The organism is Flavobacterium album, assembly GCF_003096035.1.
In the GTDB taxonomy this organism is placed as follows: Bacteria; Bacteroidota; Bacteroidia; order Flavobacteriales; family Flavobacteriaceae; genus Flavobacterium; species Flavobacterium album.
Genome location: NZ_CP029186.1, coordinates 322,347 through 338,764, shown reverse-complemented (window position 1 = coordinate 338,764; position 16,418 = coordinate 322,347). Strand labels below are relative to the sequence as shown.

Below are 16,418 nucleotides of genomic sequence, written 5' to 3'. Positions count from 1 at the left end.
TAAGCGAAACTACTTGAGCTCCGGAGGAGCGGCATATAAGCATTACCGATAAACCTTTAATCCCTGTAAAATTAAATAATTTAAAAATTTAATTTATTCATTCACAGAATCCTATAGACTTCTGAAAACCTGTGTTTTTAAAACCTTGTCGGTTTAAATTATTGACTATTTTTTGTCAACTTAAGTGGTAGGAATTAAAAAACAAAGCCCGTCTTTTCACGAACGGGCTTTCTAATTATTTTCACAACCGCTGTCACTGAAAACCGTGACTGCGACCTGCCTTTGCCGGCCGGCAGGCTGAAAACTGAAATCACTATTCCTTCTTATGCTCTTCTTCTTCAGCAAGCAGGCTTTCACGCACTTTCTTGAAAAGATCGGATGAGTAAACGAATTCAACGATCGATTTATTCCGTGTTTCAAGAATCTGCGTGTTGTCGCCTTCCCATTCCTTGATGCCGTTTTTGAGGAAAACAATCTTTTCCCCGATCTGCAGCACCGAGTTCATATCGTGGGTATTGATCACCGTGGTGATATTATATTCTTTGGTGATCTCCTGCACCAGCTCATCAATAACGATGGATGTTTCGGGGTCAAGTCCCGAGTTGGGCTCATCGCAAAAAAGGTATTTGGGGTTGTTTACGATAGCCCTTGCAATGGCGACCCTTTTCTGCATACCGCCCGATATCTCGTTAGGGAATTTTTTGTTGGCATCTTTCAGATTAACCCTTTCCAGTACTTCATTAACCCGGTCCCGTACTTCTTTACTCCGTTTTTTGGTAAACATTTTCAGCGGAAAGGCTACATTGTCCTCAACCGACATCGAATCGAAAAGCGCGCTGCCCTGGAAAACCATTCCTATCTCGGTACGCAATGCCCTCTTTTCATCTGCGTTGAGCTCAGAGTAGATCCTGCCGTCGAATGATATAGTGCCCGAATCAGGTGTGTGTATACCAAGCAGGGTTTTTAGCATTACCGTTTTACCCGATCCGCTTCGCCCAATGATGAGGTTGGTCTTTCCGCTTTCAAAAGTGGTGGATATCCCTTTTAGTACTTCAGCCTCCCCAAATGATTTCTTTATATCTTTTACTTCTATCATCAGCTTAACATTAATTGGGTTAGTATGTAGTTGATCAGGATAATGGTAACACTCGTCCATACAAACGAGGTTGTACTTGCTTTTCCTACCTCAAGCGCCCCGCCCTTCATATAAAAACCATGGAATGACGGCACTGTGGCCAATACCATACCAAATAATAATGTCTTGAAAAATGCATAAAAAATATGGTAAGGTATAAAGTCCGTCTGCATACCCTGAATAAATTCATCGCTGCCTATAAAACCTCCGTAAACACCTGCTACATAACCGCCAAACATGCCCAGGAACATTGACAATGCAATTACAAAAGGATAAAGTGTAAAAGCGATTATTTTTGGGAATACAAGATAGTTCAGGGAATTTACACCCATCACTTCAAGAGCATCAATCTGCTCGGTAACGCGCATGGTACCTATACTCGAGGTAATATACGATCCTGCACGGCCCGCCATGATAATGGAAATGAAGGTAGGTGCGAATTCCAATATTACCGACTGCCTAGTTGCAAACGCAATAAGCATTTTCGGTATTAGCGGGTTGGTAAGGTTCAGTGCCGTCTGTATGGCAACAACCGCCCCGATAAAGAACGAAATGAATGCCACAATGCCAAGTGAACCTATTATGAGGTCATCAACTTCCTTAAAAATCAGGGGCTTCATCACCTTCCATTTGGTCGGTTTGTTGAAGACCTCTTTCAGCATCAGGAAATAGATGCCTATCTGGTGTAATGCTCTTATCATTTATACTTAAAAATAATGGCTAAAGTACCGAATTGTAATCAGTATCTAATAGTAGTTAATAGTTTTTTAATACTTTACTTATTAAATATTTTGCCCTTCATTTTATCCCAGCGGTACCTGCGGATAAATTTTGCCTGCTCCGGGGTAACCAGCATCGGTTTCCCCTGCCTTTTTGCTTTTAGGAAGCCGTTAATATAATCGATGAACAGGAACGGTTTCTTTTTTCGCATCGCAAGCTTAGCCCCGGCAATAGCGGTTATCAGGAAGCCGTAGCCAAGGGTGTAAAAAGCCTCGCCCTGCTTGTAGCGCGCCGCTTTGTTATAGCTGGCCCCGGTAGGCTTTAGGTGCTTTACCTTCAGGCTTTCGATGGTAACCACTTCCCATCCGTAAAATTTGGCAAGGAGCTCATCGGCCGTATCCCAGCCCATGGCAGCCCTGAGCTTGCCTATCTGCAAAAAGCATTCTTTCCGGTAGGCTTTGAATGCTCCCCGGATATGGTCTTTATCGGTAAGGTTCTCCAGTATCCACTCCCCATTTTTTTCTATATAGGCGAAGCCTCCGGCCATTCCGGCCTTTTCATTGGCTGCAAAAGCATTCAATATCGTTTCAAAATAATCAGGGGGCAGTATAAGGTCGGCATCCAGCTTTACAATGATGTCATAATTTTCGTCAAGCGTTTCATACCCGGCGTTGAAAGCCTGAATTACTTTACTGCCCGGCAGGTGTATGGCATCCGATTTTTTATTTACCAACGTTACCCACGGATGTGCCGTTGAAAATCCCGTAACAATATTCTCTGTACCGTCGGTCGAATTATCATTCACTACAACAGCTTTCGCAGGAAGCGCTGTCTGCCCGGCGAGTGACTGTAGCATTTCGCCTATAAAAGCAGCTTCGTTGTAAGCGGGGATAATAACGTAATAATTCATTTTGTAGCAGAATAGGTGCAAATATCCTTATTTTTGCGGAAGAAAAGCGAAACATTGGATAAAAAGGTTTTTGTAATTATTGTCACCTACAACGGCGCGCGCTGGATCGATAAGAATATCGCGTCGCTGCTGGCATCATCATATCACGTGAGCATTATAGCTATCGACAATAATTCAACTGATGACTCTGTTGCGCTTTTGGAAAAGTATTCTCAGGTTCAGCTTGTCAAGTCACCTGACAACCTTGGTTTCGGCAAAGCCAATAACATAGGGATGAAAATGGCGCTGGAGCAGGGGGCAGACTATTTTTTCCTGCTCAACCAGGATGCATGGGTGTTTGGAGGAACTGTAGGCAGCCTTGTCGGGAAAATGGAAAAGGATGCTGCTTTTGGGATAATGAGCCCGATGCATTATTCCGGGGACGGAATACAGTTTGACAAAAGCTTCGAAACCTATTACAGCCGGAAAACTAAAGAGCAGGATGGCGTTGCGGTTGTTCCGTTCGTTAATGCAGCAGCTTGGCTTGTCAGCAAAAAATGTGTAGAAAAAGTGGGTTTCTTCGAGCCACTTTTCGGGCATTATGGCGAAGACAGGAACTATTGCGACCGCGTGCATTACCACAAGTTCCTTATAGGTATCGATATACATTCTAAAATCGTCCACGACCGCGTTATCACCCGAAATCTCAACAAAGACCTTACCCAAAGCAAATACAAGATATTAGCAACGCTTATCGATCCCAACCGAAGCCTTTTCAGCGCATACAAGCAAGGCCTGAAAGAAGCGCTTGGCCTGCCGAAATATTTCAGTAAATTTTACAATAGGGCAGAGGTGAAACATATGCTACGGGAATTGCTCAAATACTACAAAAGCTTTATTGTAAAACCGGGGCAGATCATTGCTGCCAGAAAACGCGCCCTGTAATGGAAAAGCAAAAAGTAGCCCCCATAAAGCAGGTGGTGTGGTTTGCCATCATCAACTACATGGGTACTGCCATAGGCGTGGTCTCTTCACTGCTTATCTATCCGCGTAATTTCGAGTTCCAGGGCATTGTGAGGTACATCGACAGCATTTCGCAATTGCTGTTCCCTGTAATGGTTTTGGGAGCTAGCCAGTCACTCATTAAATTTTATCCTGCCCTGAATGAACACCGCCAAAAACAGCTTTTCCTCTATAGTATTTTTTCGGTTGCAGCGGTCAGCAGTATAGTCTTCGCAGGAGTATTGTTTTATGAGGAACTGGGCGAACCCGAATTCAAAGGGTTGGTCTATTTTGCTTTCCCCATAGCTGTTGCCTTGGCATTTGTAGAGTTGTTTAAAAAGCAGTTGCAGGACCTGCAAAAGATTGCCTGGCCTGCCATGTTCGAAAAACTGATACCCAAAGTGGTGCTGCCTGCCGCCTTTTTATTGCTGATTTATAATGTAGTAACGCGCGATGCTGCTTTATGGATATACATGTGCGGTTTTATTCTCATACTACTTTTTACCGCAATCTATTTATTTAAATATTACAAACCGGGGTTCAATTACCGCTTTAAGACACTGTTTGGCGAAATATCCCGCAAAGAATATTTTCGCTACAGCCTGTATTCACTCGCAGGGAGCCTCGGCTCATTACTCGCCTTCCGGATAGACGGACTCATAATCCCTAAGATGATTTCTATGGAAGCCAACGGTGTGTTCAGCATTGGGGCTATCCTGGCCACTACGTTGCAGATACCCGCCGTTGGGATGTTCGCCCTCTATGCGCCCATCATTTCCAATTATCTCAAAAACCACAATATTGCCGAGTTGAATGTAAAATACAAAGAAATAGCCCGCCTGCTTTTCTTTATTGGCGCTGTGCTCTATGGCTGTATTTTCATAGGGTTGGAAGACCTGTTCCGCCTTATGCCCGACTATGATAAGCTGAAAGCGACAATCCCTATCATCCAAATATTGGGCTTTAGCGTGTTGGTCAATATGGCTACAGGCTTTAACGGCGAAATTATCACCTATTCCAAATACTACCGTTTTAACCTTTTAGCGGTGCTACTTCTTATTGGTGTCAATGTATCGCTTAACATCTGGTTTATCGGGGCAGGCTACGGGATCACCGGTGTGGCCTGGGCATCGTTTATCAGCATGACCCTTTTCAATATCAGCAAACTCCTTTTCATTTACAAAAAGTTCGGACTGCTCCCTTTCGACAAAAAGTTCTTCCAGATGGGCCTTATCTTCGCTGCTGCCGGGGCGCTTATATATTTTCTTCCTAACAGCGCTTCGCACCTTATTAACCTTCTTTACAAAATAGGGCTTTACATGGCAGTTACGGCATTTACCGTATACAAGCTGAGGCTGGTTTACCAGGTAAATGTTTCTGTAGATAAAGTTTTAGCGAAAATAAAAAGATAATTTTGGGCGTGCCCCTTCCAACGCACAAGCCACTTCGAGGGTCGCGCTATCCGCTATATCCCTCCACTGCGTTACGGGGATGCCGCTTCTATCGCTCACGCAAACGTTCAAAATCATATTTTCAATCCGCATCATACAAAAAGGCCCCAAAGGTTTTTAAACCTTTGGGGTCTGGAACATATATTTTGCAAAGACAAAATGTCCTTGATTATCAAAGAACCGCGTCATCCGCGTTCCAAACATTTACACTTTATAAACAAAAGCATTGATGTTCATACCTGCCCCTACAGAAGCAAATAATACCACATCGCCTTTATGGAGCTGTTGTTCTTTCAGTTTTCCTTTTATCATCAGGTCATAAAGCGTGGGTATGGTGGCCACACTGCTGTTCCCCAGCTTGCCAATGCACATGGGCATGATGTCTTTTGCGGCGCTGTGGTTGTAGAGCTTAAAGAAACGCTGCACTATCGCCTCGTCCATTTTTTCGTTCGCCTGGTGAATAAGCACTTTGGTTACGTCTTCAATGGCAAGCCCGCTTTTATCCAGGCATTCCTTCATGGCCAGAGGCACGTGGTTAAGGGCAAATTCATATATTTTCCGGCCGTACATCTTAATGTAGCGTACATCCGGATCGTGATCGGTATTGAAAGAGTTTCCGAAATACAGGAAATAGGCTTCATCATGGGTAAAAGATGCTGTTTCGTGCGCAAGGATACCGCCTTCGTCCTCTGTTGCCTCTATAATGGTTGCCCCTGCACCATCGGAATAGATCATACTGTCCCTGTCGTGCGGGTCGACAACCCTTGACAGTGTTTCGGCACCAATGACAAGGCATTTTTTAGCCATACCGGCCTTAATGAACGCCTGGGCCTGGATAACGCCTTCCACCCATCCGGGACACCCGAAAAGAAGGTCGTAAGCCACGCATTTCGGATTCTTTATTTTAAGGCTGTGCTTTACGCGTGCTGAAAGGCTCGGCAGCATGTCGCCCTGTATCGTCCCGCTCCTGACATTGCCAAAGTTATGGGCAAAAATGATATAGTCGAGTGTTTCCGGGTCGATACCGGCGCTTTCTATCGCTTTTTCAGCAGCCAGAAAGGCTATGTCAGATGTCTGCAGGTTATCCTCAACATAGCGGCGTTCTGCGATCCCGGTGATCTGCCTGAATTTCTCGGTTACCACCTCATTCGAATAGTTAAGTGGGGTGCCGTCATCGTTAAGGAAAACATGCTTTGCGAAGTCAAGGTTCGTAACGGTTCTTGTGGGGATATAACTCCCTGAACCTGTAATTTTAATATTCATGTCCCTCCTAAATTTATAGCTAAGTTAATCAATTATCTGATATGTGAAACCTAAACAATTATGCGTGCATATAAATTTATTAAAAATTTATATTTTTTAAAGAATAATCAGAAAGCGATAATTTAAGTTGCGGCTAATTTTATTTTCATCACTGTCGCTATAGATACAGCGCGTGTTTTTATTTTTTCTGCATTCAGTCCTTCAAAATGCCTGTCCACCGTATCATAAAAATGGTTGAGCCAGGTTTCAAAGTGCTGTTCAGTAAGCTTTTCCTTAGCATTAAGGTCAAGGTGTACTTTCATTGGGTTGTTCCTGTAGTCCCCGGTATGAAAAAGGCTCAGTTCCCAGAAATCAGCCAGTATCGGTAGGTGGTGCGGCAGGTCGATCTTCGCCACATCCGTAAAAATATAGCTTATAGACGGGTCCTTCAGCAGGGTGTTATAAAATTCAGCCAGGAGCAATTCAAGGTCCTGCCGGTTTTCGATGTCTTTCATACGGTTTATTTGCTACAAAATACAGGAATTTCATCAATTTTAAAAATGATGAGGGTCATTAAAAAGTTTAACCACTAACCTGCCTGCAGCTGCAGGCAGGTTAGTGGTTAAACTTTTTATCTCATTATCCACTCCGATGCATACGCGACAAACGCTTCAGTAATAAAAGGGAATACCGTTACATTCGGGATGTGGTTCACTTCCAGCAAATGCCGTTGCCCATCCTTGCCTACCATATAATCCACACCCACGGCATCAAGATTAAAATGCTTTGCGATATTGAGGCTATCCTCCAGTAGTTCAGGGTCAACGTCCATTTCCCACGAACCTTCATTGTGTATCGACTTTAGCCATCCATCGCCGGTAAGCCGTATCTGCCAATGCCTGTCGCCAACGATCATTATGCGTAAAGCTTCACCATCGATGAACGGTTCGATCACAGAAGTTTCGCTGCTTTCCCAATCGCCGCTGAACTTATGCTTGTCTTCCCCGCAATGCCAGATGCCCCACTTAGCCACTACCTCGGTATCAGAATGCCATTGCTGCCTGCCTATAGCCATACCTCGTTTGCTGCTGCCGAATTTGGTTGCCCTCAGCGCCCGCACCAGTCCCGGTATGCGCTGCCTCAGATCCATCATGCCAAGCGCATCGGGCAGGCAAGGTCCGTTCCACAACGCCAGTAGGGTTAGGAAATCGACATCTGTTTCATAAATACCATGGAAAACTACTTTATCTACAACAAAATATTTACCGGGTACTGTCGGGCTTTCCACCAACAGCTGCCCCTCCATGAGTTTGACGTTCGGCAGCATGTCGTAGTGTATTACCAAATATTCGAACTCCAGGTTTTTGCGTATAGCATTCACCTCATTTTCTTCAAGCCCAACGATCAGTATCCTCTTTTTTTCCATTTTGTTTTAGTTTAAAATAATTTTCTCAATATTTAAATTTGTTTTAATTAATAATCCGGGCAGCACATTCATAAAAAAAGGCTGCCCTGTGGCAGCCTCTTCTTGATTAGTTTTCCATATACGCCTCAATAGGCGCACAGGAACAGATCAAATTTCGGTCACCGTAGGCATCATCAACCCTCCTTACGCCCGGCCAGAATTTATTCTCCTGCAGGTACTCAAGCGGGAATGCTGCTTTCTCCCTTGTATAAGGAAGTGTCCAGTTATCAGTTGTCAGCATCGCAAGTGTGTGCGGTGCGTTTTTAAGTACATTGTTTTTATCATCAGCGTTCGACTCTTCGATCTCTTTACGGATAGAGATCATCGCATCACAAAAACGGTCAAGCTCCTCAAGGTTCTCGCTTTCTGTAGGCTCGATCATCAGCGTTCCGGCCACAGGGAAAGAAACTGTAGGAGCGTGGAAGCCGTAATCCATCAAACGTTTGGCAATATCCGTAACCTCGATGCCATTCGCCTTGAACGGACGGCATTCGATGATCATTTCGTGGGCAGCCCTTCCCATCTCGCCGGTGTACAGCGTCTCGTAGTGGCCGCTCAGCCTTTCCTTAATATAGTTTGCATTCAGGATTGCATATTTTGTAGCATTTGTAAGTCCTTCCGCGCCAAGCATCGTAATATAGCCGTAAGAAATAAGGCATACCAGCGCCGATCCCCATGGAGCTGCAGAAATAGCAGTAATGGCATTGCTGCCGCCTGTAGGTATCACAGGGTTGGTAGGCAGGAACGGAACCAAATGTTTCGCCACACAGATAGGGCCAACGCCAGGGCCTCCGCCGCCGTGAGGGATAGCGAAAGTCTTGTGCAGGTTAAGGTGGCAAACGTCAGCGCCAATGGTAGCCGGATTGGTAAGGCCAACCTGTGCGTTCATGTTTGCACCGTCCATATATACCTGTCCTCCGTTTTCGTGAATAATGTTTGTGATCTCCCTTATCGAAGCTTCATATACACCATGTGTTGACGGATAGGTTACCATAAGGCAGGCAAGGTTATCCTTGTGCTCAATGGCTTTTGCCCTCAGGTCTTCCACGTCGATATTGCCATTCTCTGATGTTTTGGTCACAACTACCTGCATACCTGCCATGTGTGCGGTTGCCGGGTTGGTACCGTGTGCCGAAGCCGGGATAAGCGCTATGTTCCTGTGGCCTTCGCCGCGGGACTGGTGGTAAGCGCGTATCACCATAAGGCCGGCATATTCGCCTTGTGCACCTGAGTTAGGCTGTAGCGTAGTGCCTGCAAATCCGGTGATCACGTTTAGTTGCTCTTCCAGTTTTTTAAGCATTTGCTGGTAGCCTTCTGCCTGATCAACAGGGGCAAATGGGTGGATGCTGTTCCAGTTGGCCATGCTCAAAGGCAGCATTTCCGATGCGGCATTCAGCTTCATGGTACATGAACCCAATGATATCATCGAATGGTTCAGTGCAAGGTCAAGGCGCTCCAGTTTTTTGATGTAGCGCATGATAGCCGTTTCGCTGTGGTATTTGTTGAATACATCATGCTTCAAGAATTCGCTTGTCCTGCTTACCACATCCGGGATAGCAACGCTTCCTGAAAGTTCGCTTACAGTCTCGGCAGTTTTCCCTGTCGCTTCCGCAAATACGGCAAGGATATCATTGATGTCTTTTACAGATGTCGTTTCGTTGAATGAAATAGAGATGGTATCAGCATCTACATAGTAGAAGTTGATCTCTTTCTTTTCGGCAGCAACTTTCACTTTGGCAGCATCGGCTTTTACAAGGATAGTGTCAAAGAAAGCGGTGTTGGTTTGGTAAACGCCAAGCTTGTTCAGCGCATCGGCAGTTGTAACGGCAGATGCATGTACTTTATCAGCAATGTAGCCAAGCCCTTTCGGCCCGTGGTATACCGCATACATACCGGCCATAACGGCAAGCAGTACCTGCGCTGTACAGATGTTTGAAGTTGCTTTTTCGCGCTTGATGTGCTGCTCACGCGTTTGCAATGCCATACGCAGTGCGCGGTTGCCATTAGCATCAACAGTCACCCCGATAATCCTGCCCGGCATTGAGCGCTTGTATTCTTCTTTCGTACAGAAAAATGCTGCATGCGGCCCGCCATAACCCATAGGGATACCAAAACGCTGCGTTGTACCCACAACAACATCTGCGCCCATTTCACCCGGTGAAGTCAGTTTCACAAGGCTAAGGATGTCGGCAGCAACAGCTGTTTTTATTTCTTTTTCTTTTGCTTTCGCGATAAAGCCGGCATAGTCATATACCTGGCCGTATTTGCCCGGGTATTGCAGTATCGCCCCGAAGAAATCATCGCCAAAGCCAAACTCCTCATGGTTGCCTATAACAAGCTCTACGCCAATCGGTGTCGAACGTGTCTGCAGTACAGATAAAGTCTGCGGCAATATCTCTTCAGAAACAAAGAATTTATTTACGTTGTTTTTCTTTTGGTCGCGTGTACGCACATCAAACAAAAGCGCCATAGCCTCAGCGGCGGCAGTACCTTCGTCAAGAAGCGATGCATTGGCTATTTCCATACCCGATAATTCGATAACCGTAGTCTGGTAGTTGAGCAAAGCCTCAAGGCGGCCCTGCGCTATCTCGGCCTGGTAAGGCGTGTAGGCAGTATACCATCCCGGGTTTTCGAAAATGTTACGTTGTATCGGGGCAGGCACGATGGCAGGGTGGTAGCCCAAACCGATGTACGACCTGTATATTTTATTTTTATTGCCTAATTGCTGGATATGGTTTGCATACTCATATTCGGTCATGGCCGGCTCAAGGTTCAGCGGCGCCTTTAAGCGGATGTCATCCGGCAGTGTTTCGTATATTAACTGGTCGATGGATTCGACACCAATTGTCTTAAACATATGTTGGAGGTCATTCTCCCTTGGGCCAATGTGCCTTAAAGCAAAAGCATCTGTTCTCATGTGTGTTGTAGCAAAAGATTTAGAGGCACAAAATTAGCTAAATATCTTCAATTAAAAATGCTTTTTTGAACTGCAATTTGTGAATTTTTTACCTCAAAACTGTTCCTGTTGTCATATTCGTTATTTTTGTAAGGTATGAATGCGATTAAACAGCTATTTAAGGCCTATATCTATGGAAGCATGCATGTTGCCATGAGCGTGCTGGCATTGGTATTAATGACCAACCACATGTTTGGACTGCCGTTCAATTGGGCTGTGGCGGTGTTTGCCTATTGCGGTACTATGTTCAGCTATAATTTCATGAAATACGACGGATTGTTCCGTGTAAAAAAGACGGCGGGAAGGCGGATAAAAGTTATCGTGGGCCTTAGTACACTTGCCCTCATCGTTGCCGGGATAAGCTTCTTTTTTCTCGAAAGGATTACGCAGATAACCGCGATAGTCTTTTTCGGGTTGACTGCCCTTTATACCGTGCCTTTCTTTCCGAATACAAAAAACCTGCGCAATTGGAGCGGGGTAAAGATCTATATCGTGGCATTGTGCTGGGCCGGGATCACGCTGGTGCTGCCGCTTGTTGATGCCGAGGTGCCGCTGACATCCGATGCCTATCTCAAATTTTCCCAACGGTTTCTGCTGATTATCGTCCTTATACTGGTATTCGAGATCATCGACCTGAAGGAAGACGACCCGCACCTGAAAACCATCCCGCAGCAGATAGGGGTGCGGAAAACCAAAATACTCAACCTATTTCTGTTAGCCTTTCTCTTCTTCCTCGAATTGCTCAGGATAACCATCGACTACCGACAGCTGGCCGCCAACTCCTGCATGGTGCTTGCCACTGCGATTTTCACCATTTATGCTACGCCCGAAAGGCCTAAGTATTACACACTTTTCTGGGTAGAGGCGATACCGATATTCTGGCTGGGACTGGTTGTTTTGTTTGGATAAAAATTATTTTAAAACATGAAATTCCTGTACTATATCATATTGTGTGGGTTTTACGAAAAATCAGGAAGTGATCTTCAAAAGGCTAAGCTGATTTTTGTTGCTATGCAATGGTTGTTCTTTATAGGTATACCTTCGTTGCTGATAAATGACTATTATGGCAAAGAATTTTACAGTAAGTATGTTAAGGCTTACATGATCATTATGAGTGTAATGTTGATAATACTTAATTATTTATTTCTTTTCAGGAAAAGTAAAGTACAAAGAATAATAGAAAAATATGAAGGGAAATATCCATTGATAGAGAAATATCCGATAGGCGCCTATCTTCTATTTGTAGTCATTATTCCAATCATTTTATTTGCTGGAATTATTGTCTCTATGAAATATCGTTAAGGACATTAATAGGGGCTATTTCCTATTGCGTTAACACCAAATTCCCCAAAGCATAACATCTTGAAGGTTTTTTGTGTTTTGTCCGACCTACAAGGTTCTTGAAAACCTTGCAAGTAGGGAACCTGCTACTTTGTACACGTAATCATATAATACCCAAAATTATTCATCTGTACCCCTGACAATAAGGCAAACAATGAGCCCTTTAAATTTTTAATGCTTTGCGGCTTCAATGCTTCGGCATTATAAATTTTACGAATCATAAAGCCGCCTATCGCAAAGGGCACATGCAGTACCGATGTCGCTACACGGAAAGAAATATCTTCAATGGTAATATTCTTAAACCCGATCTCCTCCAGCATTGCTTTTACTTTGTGGATGTTGCCCAGCTTTTCCAGGCTCCAGCCATTGCAAAGGCCTTTATAGCAGTAGCTGCCTCCAATGCATAATTCTTCAAAGTCTTTTTTAAGGAAGGCATCGGCGACAACAAGCTTTGCGCCGGGCTTCAGTATCCGGTACGCTTCACTAAAAGAATCAATGCTGTGCCCGCTATGGCAAAAGCTTTCGACAGCCATTACGCCATCAAAGGTATCATTAGCAAATGAAGTCTGGTTGTAATCTTCTTTCAGGATAGATCCATTAAGCCCTTCGAGCCTTTTGTTTCCTTCTTCTGCCTGGAAATCCGATAGTGTTACGCCCATTATCCTAAGGTCTTTGTATTTTGTAAGTCCGTATTTCATCGTGCCGCCCATGCCACAGCCCATATCGCACAGCAGGCCTTTGGCGTTAAGTCGGTCGTATATCTGGCGGTTCATTTCGTTAAGCATGCTGTCGCGCCGGAATGGGTTGGTGCTTAACGGACTGTAATAACCAAAGTGCATATTGAAGTCACGGCTCCAGAATTCGTAGTCTTCGGTAGCTTCATTATACAATTCGGCAGTTTTGGTGTTGTTCTCCGAGTGTAAAAGTTCAGTGTTGAGGTGCAGTGTTCCCATATTTAAAATATTTGGTGATGGTGTAGGTTGTATAAACGAAGTAAATAGCTATGCAGGCAGGGAAAAGGAAGAGTAAGAAGACGGCGGAAAGATCGCTGAAGCCATCAAAAAGACAAACTACTACCATAATAGTAACCTCCAGGGTAACAAACAGCCAGTATTTCAGCAATACTGATCTCCGCTTCCGATCGAGATTCCTGTAATATCTTCCTGTAATTATAAAAGCCAGTATTAGCTGCAGCAAACCAAGAGGAAGTAAGGCCAGCATCCCGAGGAAAGGGATTATGCAAAGGAATAAATTAGTAACAACCGCCCAGGTATTTATTTTGTGTAAGGTTTTCATTTTAAAAACCTTTTAAATTATGGATAAGCAGCAGGGTGTAAACCACAGCAAAGAGCGTGAACAGTGCGTTCATTCCAAAGCCGCCCAAACGGAACAGCATTTTCTTCGGAATGTCATACATAGGGTAATAGGCTATTTGTGTGGCGACTTTCCCTACCCAGTAAGCGGCAATGAGCCCGGTTAATGCAATGGAAAGGTGCGTCTGGTTTTTAAGGTCGTCTGGGATAAGAATAGCAATCAGCCCAAAGCTGAAGTTTAAGCCCTGTATGTAGCGCCCGTAGGTTTTCGCAATCTCCTGGTTCAGGGGTTTCAGCTGCTTTACATCATTATACCAGTCGAAAACACGATGGCGGATGTAGGGATAAATGAGCGCTGTAAATATCTGGCCGATGCCTCCGAGGATAATGAGCCAGTTTGGGATGGTAAAGTTCATGATGGTTGGTTTAAGGTTATCAGGCTTTAAAAACGATTCTTTCTTCGGTACGGTTCTCTTTTGCTTTTCTTTTACCCCTGAAAAAGAAGTACAGGTTAAAGAACAGCATCAGGCCCAGGTAAATCGAAAAGCCGCCAATCTTGTAACTCAGTGCTTCTACAAGCGACTGGTAACTGTTGCTGCTAAGGTCGAGGCGCAGTATCATCAGGGCAAAGCCGAGGTTGAGCAGGTAAAACCCGGTCTCGAAAAGGCGATTGGTAGCATTGGCAATGTCTTCACGTCCCTTGAATATGTCGAGCATAAAGATCTTCCCGTTCCTGAAAAGCGTACGGGATACAAAAAAAGTCAGTGCGAGTGCGAGGGGTAAGTAGATGGCGTAACCGGTTAAAATTTTTGAAGTTTCCATGAGGTTGAATATTTGGTTTATCGAATAAGTTTTTGAACATGATTGGTAAGCAGGTAAATATTGAGGTAATGCAAGGCTGAGATGATGCAGATGATACCAGCGGTTTTTATGGCGATAACCTCCACAAGCTGCGGCAGCCCGGTAATTTTCTCCCAACTAACGAGCGTCATGGCAGCATACCCTATGTTGACAAGGTAGTAGCCCATCAGTAGTATTTTATTGATGCGGAGGCAAAGATCCTCGTGGCCCGGCAGCAGCTCTAAAACAAAGAGGTTGCCGTTGCGATAGCAGATGCGCCCCACCACCACGATAATATAGATTACGATTGCCAGGAAAATGCTGTAAGCGACCAGGTTGAGGTTCATGGCTTTGCGTGTTTTGCTTTTGTGAATATAATGATGCTCAGGTATAAGGCGAGAAGGGGAGGGATGGCGATGATCCACGTCTGTGCAATGAATATCCATAATGCAAAGAATATCGCTACGCCAATAAGGTAAACTCCTAAATAACTGTCCCTGTAACCGCTGTCTATAAACAACCCAATGCCCACAATCAGCTGAAAAGCGTCGGTCACTATGGTGAAAAGTAACCCGGAAATTATCATATCAGGATTAATCAGCCATCCTACTCCTATGAGGAACAATGGGATACCCACCATTGCATAATTCATATAATTTATATTTTTCATATACTATAAATTTTAAAGTTTCAGAAAAAAATGAAACATTGATTTAAATTTTTTTACCTCATGATTTTTAGGATAAGGCTTCCCAGCCAGTTGTCCTTCATTTCGGTCGCTTTTTCGAGCATATTGTCAGCTTTCAGCACAAAGTCGTACAGCTTGGTCGTCTGCTCTGTGAAATGCTTCGCTTCAGCCGATTTGTTCTCTTTTACCGCTGTCGAAACGTCTTTAAGTACTTTCAGCGCAGGCTTTATTTCACGTTTGCTGCGCTCCTGTGCTATCTTCACTGCCAGTTCGTCAAGATCCTTTTCGGCGGTAAAGAACTCCTTGCGCTCACCCTGCTTGTACTCCTTATATACAATACCCCAGTCCATAAGCGCACGAAGGTTCATGCTGGCATTGCCGCGGGATATCTGGAGCTCTTCCATCACATCTTCCATAGATAGCGGTTCGGGAGCTACCATCAGCAGGGCGTGTATCTGCGCCATCGTCTTGTTGATGCCCCACTGGGAACCCAATGCCCCCCAGGTTTGTACGAACTTATTTTTTGCTTCACTGAATTCCATAGCTCAAAGATATAGTTTATTTTTAAACTTTCAAAAATAAATGAAAGTTATTTATTGCGTATTTTTACCTGTTTTTTACTTTGCTGAAAAACAGGTAAAAACACTTGGTGTGAAGATGATTTTTCAGTATATCTTTATTACCCGGTTTAATACGTAATTATAAATAACTTAAAAGATTAGTTTATGAAATTTTTATTTTTATTTTTTGTTGTGGGGTTATCATATGCCACCCCAAGGAGTATCATTATAAAGTATGATCCTGACTCAAAGCTATTTGATCCTCGATTCAAAAAAGATGCAGAAGAGGCATTTAGATTAGTCAATGTTATTTTTAATTCTCAGGAATTTCAATATCAGGTAAGCAAATTGTCTTTTGACTGTAAAAGCTATTGTGATGGTTGCAGAAATATTCAAACTATAAATGGAAGGATATCAGGTAACCAGGTACTAGACAAATTGTTTTCAAAGCCTGAAGTGGCAATTAAATTAATACTTGAAAGAAGTGGAAGCTCTTTAGGAGAAACAAGCCCGGGTTCATCTACGACATATGCATGGTACGAAAACATAAAGGATAATATGCCAGATCTTTCTTTTGCTCAAGCCCTGGCTGTCAATATATGTCATGAATATATGCATACAATAGGATTTTGCCATACATATTGCACGGGATCTTGGCCTTTTTGTCCAGGTAAAAGAAAATTAAATGAAGAAGGTGATGATCCCGACCCTAAATTTATGAATCAGGATGTAACTTATACTATAGGATGGCTTGCATATTATATTCTAAAAGACTAAAACAAAACCCCGAAGCCATAAACTCCGGGGTTTCCAATA

The 16,418-nt window shown here is 43.9% G+C and carries 19 protein-coding genes; 5 read left to right on the top strand and 14 right to left on the bottom strand.

Annotation, left to right across the window (positions count from 1 at the left end; genetic code table 11):
- Positions 1–313: 313 nt before the first annotated feature.
- From HYN59_RS01540 to HYN59_RS01530, 3 genes are all read right to left on the bottom strand, one after another.
- On the bottom strand, positions 314–1,096 hold the full coding sequence (locus HYN59_RS01540) for an ABC transporter ATP-binding protein (protein ID WP_108776588.1): 783 nt from the start codon (positions 1,094–1,096) through the stop codon (positions 314–316).
- The gene (locus HYN59_RS01535) at positions 1,096–1,836 is read right to left on the bottom strand and encodes an MlaE family ABC transporter permease (RefSeq protein ID WP_108776587.1); all 741 of its coding nucleotides are present in this window, start codon (positions 1,834–1,836) and stop codon (positions 1,096–1,098) included. Before HYN59_RS01535 ends, HYN59_RS01540 begins: the two co-directional genes overlap by 1 nt.
- Before the next feature lie 74 nt (positions 1,837–1,910).
- On the bottom strand, positions 1,911–2,765 hold the full coding sequence (locus HYN59_RS01530) for a glycosyltransferase family 2 protein (RefSeq protein WP_108776586.1): 855 nt from the start codon (positions 2,763–2,765) through the stop codon (positions 1,911–1,913).
- A 54-nt stretch (positions 2,766–2,819) separates the two neighbouring features.
- On the opposite strand from HYN59_RS01530, the gene HYN59_RS01525 reads away from it, so the two are divergent.
- Both HYN59_RS01525 and HYN59_RS01520 read left to right on the top strand, forming a co-directional pair.
- On the top strand, positions 2,820–3,689 hold the full coding sequence (locus HYN59_RS01525; protein WP_108779609.1) for a glycosyltransferase: 870 nt from the start codon (positions 2,820–2,822) through the stop codon (positions 3,687–3,689).
- A complete protein-coding gene (locus tag HYN59_RS01520) occupies positions 3,689–5,158 on the top strand; it encodes a lipopolysaccharide biosynthesis protein (RefSeq protein WP_108776585.1) in 1,470 nt (489 codons plus the stop codon). Before HYN59_RS01525 ends, HYN59_RS01520 begins: the two co-directional genes overlap by 1 nt.
- Positions 5,159–5,401: 243 nt before the next feature.
- Here the strand turns inward: HYN59_RS01520 and HYN59_RS01515 are convergent, their stop codons facing one another.
- The 4 genes from HYN59_RS01515 to gcvP form a co-directional block, all read right to left on the bottom strand.
- On the bottom strand, positions 5,402–6,460 hold the full coding sequence (locus HYN59_RS01515) for a 3-oxoacyl-ACP synthase III family protein (RefSeq protein WP_108776584.1): 1,059 nt from the start codon (positions 6,458–6,460) through the stop codon (positions 5,402–5,404).
- A gap of 122 nt (positions 6,461–6,582) precedes the next feature.
- The gene (locus tag HYN59_RS01510; protein WP_108776583.1) at positions 6,583–6,954 is read right to left on the bottom strand and encodes a group III truncated hemoglobin; all 372 of its coding nucleotides are present in this window, start codon (positions 6,952–6,954) and stop codon (positions 6,583–6,585) included.
- 116 nt (positions 6,955–7,070) lie between these two features.
- Positions 7,071–7,865, bottom strand: coding sequence for an ATP-grasp domain-containing protein (locus HYN59_RS01505; protein WP_108776582.1), 795 nt, complete (start codon positions 7,863–7,865; stop codon positions 7,071–7,073).
- 106 nt (positions 7,866–7,971) lie between these two features.
- Complete coding sequence (gene gcvP / locus HYN59_RS01500) at positions 7,972–10,821, bottom strand: aminomethyl-transferring glycine dehydrogenase (RefSeq protein WP_108776581.1); 2,850 nt, start codon at positions 10,819–10,821, stop codon at positions 7,972–7,974.
- Positions 10,822–10,956: 135 nt separating this feature from the next.
- On the opposite strand from gcvP, the gene HYN59_RS01495 reads away from it, so the two are divergent.
- Complete coding sequence (locus HYN59_RS01495) at positions 10,957–11,769, top strand: UbiA prenyltransferase family protein (RefSeq protein WP_108776580.1); 813 nt, start codon at positions 10,957–10,959, stop codon at positions 11,767–11,769.
- A 15-nt stretch (positions 11,770–11,784) separates the two neighbouring features.
- On the top strand, positions 11,785–12,162 hold the full coding sequence (locus HYN59_RS01490; protein WP_108776579.1) for a hypothetical protein: 378 nt from the start codon (positions 11,785–11,787) through the stop codon (positions 12,160–12,162).
- A 125-nt stretch (positions 12,163–12,287) separates the two neighbouring features.
- On the opposite strand, the gene HYN59_RS01485 is transcribed toward HYN59_RS01490, so the two are convergent.
- Genes HYN59_RS01485 through HYN59_RS01455 form a run of 7 tightly spaced genes read right to left on the bottom strand, consistent with a single transcriptional unit; the run spans position 12,288 to position 15,584 of the window.
- Positions 12,288–13,154, bottom strand: a complete 867-nt coding sequence (locus HYN59_RS01485; RefSeq protein WP_108776578.1) for a methyltransferase domain-containing protein — start codon at positions 13,152–13,154, stop codon at positions 12,288–12,290.
- Entirely contained in the window at positions 13,129–13,497 is a 369-nt protein-coding gene (locus tag HYN59_RS01480) for a hypothetical protein (RefSeq protein WP_108776577.1), read from the bottom strand. Before HYN59_RS01480 ends, HYN59_RS01485 begins: the two co-directional genes overlap by 26 nt.
- 1 nt (position 13,498) lies before the next feature.
- Entirely contained in the window at positions 13,499–13,930 is a 432-nt protein-coding gene (locus HYN59_RS01475) for a hypothetical protein (protein ID WP_108776576.1), read from the bottom strand.
- A 19-nt stretch (positions 13,931–13,949) separates the two neighbouring features.
- Positions 13,950–14,336: a hypothetical protein gene (locus tag HYN59_RS01470; RefSeq protein ID WP_108776575.1), complete on the bottom strand. Its 387-nt coding sequence runs from the start codon at positions 14,334–14,336 to the stop codon at positions 13,950–13,952.
- A gap of 17 nt (positions 14,337–14,353) precedes the next feature.
- The gene (locus tag HYN59_RS01465) at positions 14,354–14,701 is read right to left on the bottom strand and encodes a hypothetical protein (protein WP_108776574.1); all 348 of its coding nucleotides are present in this window, start codon (positions 14,699–14,701) and stop codon (positions 14,354–14,356) included.
- Positions 14,698–15,024, bottom strand: a complete 327-nt coding sequence (locus HYN59_RS01460; protein WP_108776573.1) for a hypothetical protein — start codon at positions 15,022–15,024, stop codon at positions 14,698–14,700. The genes HYN59_RS01465 and HYN59_RS01460 overlap by 4 nt, the downstream gene beginning before the upstream one ends.
- Positions 15,025–15,077: 53 nt before the next feature.
- Entirely contained in the window at positions 15,078–15,584 is a 507-nt protein-coding gene (locus HYN59_RS01455) for a GbsR/MarR family transcriptional regulator (RefSeq protein ID WP_108776572.1), read from the bottom strand.
- A 183-nt stretch (positions 15,585–15,767) separates the two neighbouring features.
- Between HYN59_RS01455 and HYN59_RS01450 the strand changes: the two genes are divergently transcribed.
- The gene (locus HYN59_RS01450; RefSeq protein WP_108776571.1) at positions 15,768–16,379 is read left to right on the top strand and encodes a hypothetical protein; all 612 of its coding nucleotides are present in this window, start codon (positions 15,768–15,770) and stop codon (positions 16,377–16,379) included.
- Positions 16,380–16,418 lie beyond the last annotated feature (39 nt).